This is a genomic window from Nocardioides sp. (assembly GCF_036274455.1).
Classification (GTDB): Bacteria; Actinomycetota; Actinomycetes; order Propionibacteriales; family Nocardioidaceae; genus Nocardioides.
Genome location: NZ_DASUFR010000201.1, coordinates 1 through 4,047 on the forward strand (window position 1 = coordinate 1; position 4,047 = coordinate 4,047).

Genomic DNA, 4,047 nt, shown 5'->3' on the forward strand with positions numbered 1-4,047 from the left:
GACTGGCCCCCCGGAGCGAGGGACGAGCGGAGGGGTGGATCCCGCCCGCCGGGCCTCCACGTCCCCCGGCCCGCTGACGGAGCCGCGAACGAAGACCCAGACCCAAACCCGAGCCCAAACTCAGTCGTTCGGGGAGCCGTAGTAGCGGCGGTCGGGGATCGGGGAGGTGTAGCCGGACTTCTCGACTGCGCGGCCGAGGACCGGCCTGGTGGCGTAGACCGCGACGCTGTAGGCGTGCCTGGTCCAGAGGTAGGCGGTCAGGTGCCGGTAGCCGTGGCGTCCGATCCGGCCGTCCCAGCGGTACTTGCCGTGGGAGTCGGACGGGTGGCCCAGCCTGGCGGTGTAGTTGGCGGTGCCGGTGGCGGTGTCGCGCCACAGTGAGACGTCGAGCCGGACCTGCTGGCCGTAGAAGTAGCACTCGACGAGCGTCCGCCGGCCGGGGGTGGGGTCGGAGTTGCGCGGCCGGCAGTTCTGATCCTCCAGCAGCGGGAAGACCCAATAGATGCCGCGGACGCCGTGCGGCTCGCGGCACTTCTTGCGCGACTTCTTCACGCGGCCGTCCCAGCAGGTGAAGGTCTTCTTCTCGACCACGGGCGCGGGCGTCGGGGTGGGGGTGGGCGTGGGTGGCGGGGTCGGGGTCTCCGCCACCGCGGCCACTGCCGGCGGTTCGGCGGGGCTGTTGGCGAGGTTCACCATGGCGTACCCGCCGATGGCGATGGCCAACAGGGCCACCCCGACGACCCCGACGATGCCGAAGTTCTTCCAGGACGACGAGGACGCGACTGTGGAGCGGGCCTCGGGGGTGGCTGGCGGCGGTGGTGGGTCGATCCGGTCCGCGATCCACGCCGCCTCCCGGCCGATCTCGGCCGCGGAGCTGAACCGGTCGGCCGGCTCCTGGCGCAGCATCCCCTCGAGCAGGGCTTCGAGCTGGGGAGGTGTGGGCTCGCCGTCGGCGAGGCGCAGCCGGTGGTCGGCCCCGGAGTACGGCGGGGCGCCGGTCAGGCAGGCCCAGAGCACACAGCCGAGGGAGTAGACGTCGCCGCGTGCGGTCGCCGCCGGGTCGCGGTGCCGCTCGGGTGGCAGGTACGCCGCGTCCTGGGGGCGCTCGCTCGGCGCGTCGCGCAGGTGGCCGAGGAGGCTGCCGTTCGCGGCCGTGTGGAGGATGACGTTGCCCGGCTCGACCGCTCCGTGGACGCGGCCCTGCTTGTGCATCGCCCCGAGGTCGGCGCCGAGCCGGGCGACCAGCCGGAGCGCCGGCGCCGGCGACAGCGCGCCGTACTGCTGCAGCCGGTCGCGCAGGTCGCCCGGGCGCCCACCGCCCGTGCGCGCGGGAGAAGCCACGCTGCGTATAGAACCACGAAGCACGGTCGGACCGGTCGGTCAGATCTTCCGCAGCCGCACGTAGCGGACGGAGTGGTCGGCGTCCTTGCGCAGCACGAGCGTGGCCCGGGAGCGGGTCGGCAGCACGTTCTGGGTCAGGTTGGGGCCGTTGATCGAGTCCCAGATCCGCATCGCCTCGGCCACCGCCTCGTCGTGCGAGAGCGAGGCGTAGCGCACGAAGTAGGACTGCGGGTCGCGGAAGGCCGTCTCGCGGAGGCGGAGGAAGCGGGAGACGTACCAGTCGCGGATGTCGGAGGTCTTCGCGTCGACGTAGACCGAGAAGTCGAAGAAGTCGCTGACCGCCAGGCCGGTCCGGCCGTCGTCACGCACGCGCGCGGGCTGGAGGACGTTGAGCCCCTCGATGATCACGATGTCGGGGTGCTTGATGTGCACCTTCTCGCCGGGCACCACGTCGTAGGTGAGGTGGTCGTAGACCGGCGCCGCGATCTCGTCGCGGCCGGACTTGATCTCGACGACGAAGCGGAGCAGGGCGCGGCGGTCGTAGGACTCCGGGAACCCCTTGCGCTGCAGCAGCCCCCGCCGCTCGAGCTCGGCGTTGGGGTAGAGGAAGCCGTCGGTGGTGACCAGGGCGACGTTGGGGTGCTCGGGCCAGTGGGCGAGCAGGTGCTGGAGGACCCGGGCGGTCGTGGACTTGCCGACCGCCACCGAGCCCGCCAGGCCGATGACGAACGGCGTGCGCGGCGGGGTGTCCTGGTGGAGGAACTCCTCCTGGTCGCGGTGCAGCCGTCCGGCCGCCTCGACGTAGAGGCTCAGCAGCCGGCTGATCGGCAGGTAGACCTCGCGGACCTCCCGGAGGTCGAGCTGGTCGCCGAGACCGCGGAGTGCGGTGATCTCGTCCTGGGTGAGCGGGTCCTCGACCTCGTGGGCGAGCTCGGCCCAGGCGCCGCGGTCGAGCTCGATGTACGGCGAGGCCTCGCGGGTGGTGTCCAGGCCACCGTCGTGGCCCCCGTTGGGCATGCAGATGAGTCTGTCAGCCGCCCGCCCTGCCCGGGCGCGCGGCCTGCGCTCAGTAGACTCGCGGCCCATGTGCGGGATCGTCGGGTACGTCGGGCCCCGGCAGGCCCAGGACGTCGTGCTGGGCGGTCTGCGGCGGCTGGAGTACCGCGGCTACGACTCCGCCGGTGTCGCCGTCGTCAGCGACGGTGCGCTCGCCGTGTCAAAGAAGGCGGGCAAGCTCGCCAACCTCGAGAAGGCCATCGCGGACCGGCCGCTGCCGCCTTCGACGACGGGGGTCGGGCACACGCGCTGGGCCACCCACGGTGCGCCAAACGACCTCAACGCGCACCCCCACATGGCCGTCCTGAACGGGCGGGACGCCGGACGGGTCGCGCTGGTGCACAACGGCATCATCGAGAACTTCGCCGAGCTGCGGGCCCGGATCGAGGCCGACGACCACGTCATGGTCTCGGAGACCGACACCGAGGTGGCGGCGCAGCTGCTGGAGCTCCAGCTGGAGTCGGGCATCGACCTGACCGTCGCGATGCAGCGGGTCTGCCAGCAGCTCGAGGGCGCCTTCACGCTGGTCGCGGTCGACGCGCTGGACCCGACGCGGGTGGTGGCGGCGCGGCGGAGCTCGCCGCTCGTCGTCGGGCTCGGCGACGGCGAGAACTTCCTCGGCTCCGACGTGGCGGCGTTCATCGACTACACCAGGGAGGCCCTCGAGCTCGGTCAGGACCAGGTCGTGACCATCACCAGCAGCGGTGTCGAGGTGACCGACTTCCGCGGCGTCCCGGTCGAGGGCCGGCGCTACCACGTGGACTGGGACCTGTCGGCGGCCGAGAAGGAGGGCCACGACTGGTTCATGCGCAAGGAGATCTTCGAGCAGCCGCGGGCGGTCGCCGACTCGCTGCTCGGCCGGCGTACGGCCCAGGGGCTCCTGCAGCTCGACGAGATGCGGCTCTCCGACCAGGAGCTGCGCGACATCGACAAGATCATCATCGTGGCCTGCGGGACGTCGTTCTACGCCGGCATGGTGGCCAAGTACGCCATCGAGCACTGGACGCGGGTGCCGGTCGAGGTCGAGCTGTCCTCGGAGTTCCGCTACCGCGACCCGATCCTCGACTACTCGACGCTGGTGGTCGCCATCTCCCAGTCCGGCGAGACGGCGGACACGCTGCAGGCGATCCGGCACGCCCGGACCCAGCGCTCGAAGGTGCTGGCGATCTGCAACACCAACGGCTCGACGATCCCGCGCGAGTCCGACGCCGTGATCTACACCCACGCCGGCCCGGAGATCGGCGTCGCCTCGACCAAGGGGTTCCTGACCCAGCTGGTGGCCTGCTACCTGCTCGCGCTCTACCTCGCGCAGGTCAAGGGCACCCGCTTCGGCGACGAGATCTCCCAGGTGATGGACCAGCTCGAGGAGATGCCCGGCCACATCGAGACGGTGCTCGGCAAGGCCGAGGAGGTGTACGCCCTGGCGCGCGACCACGTCGACAGCCGGTCGGTGCTCTTCCTCGGCCGCCATGCCGGCTATCCCGTGGCCCTCGAGGGAGCGCTGAAGCTCAAGGAGCTGGCCTACCTGCACGCCGAGGGCTTCGCCGCCGGCGAGCTCAAGCACGGACCGATCGCGCTGATCGAGGACGGGATGCCGGTCTTCTGTGTCGTGCCACCGCACGGGCGCGACCAGCTCCACGACAAGATGGT

The 4,047-nt window shown here is 71.5% G+C and carries 3 protein-coding genes; 1 reads left to right on the forward strand and 2 read right to left on the reverse strand.

Annotated elements, in window-relative coordinates:
* Nucleotides 1-120: 120 nt before the first annotated feature.
* Complete coding sequence (locus tag VFV89_RS19875; RefSeq protein ID WP_329707710.1) at nucleotides 121-1,341, reverse strand: protein kinase domain-containing protein; 1,221 nt, start codon at nucleotides 1,339-1,341, stop codon at nucleotides 121-123.
* 39 nt (nucleotides 1,342-1,380) lie between these two features.
* Nucleotides 1,381-2,358: a type I pantothenate kinase gene (gene coaA / locus VFV89_RS19880; RefSeq protein ID WP_329707711.1), complete on the reverse strand. Its 978-nt coding sequence runs from the start codon at nucleotides 2,356-2,358 to the stop codon at nucleotides 1,381-1,383.
* Between the two features lie 67 nt (nucleotides 2,359-2,425).
* On the opposite strand from coaA, the gene glmS reads away from it, so the two are divergent.
* Nucleotides 2,426-4,047: glutamine--fructose-6-phosphate transaminase (isomerizing) (gene glmS, locus VFV89_RS19885; RefSeq protein ID WP_329707712.1), on the forward strand; the 1,622-nt coding region annotated here is incomplete at its 3' end.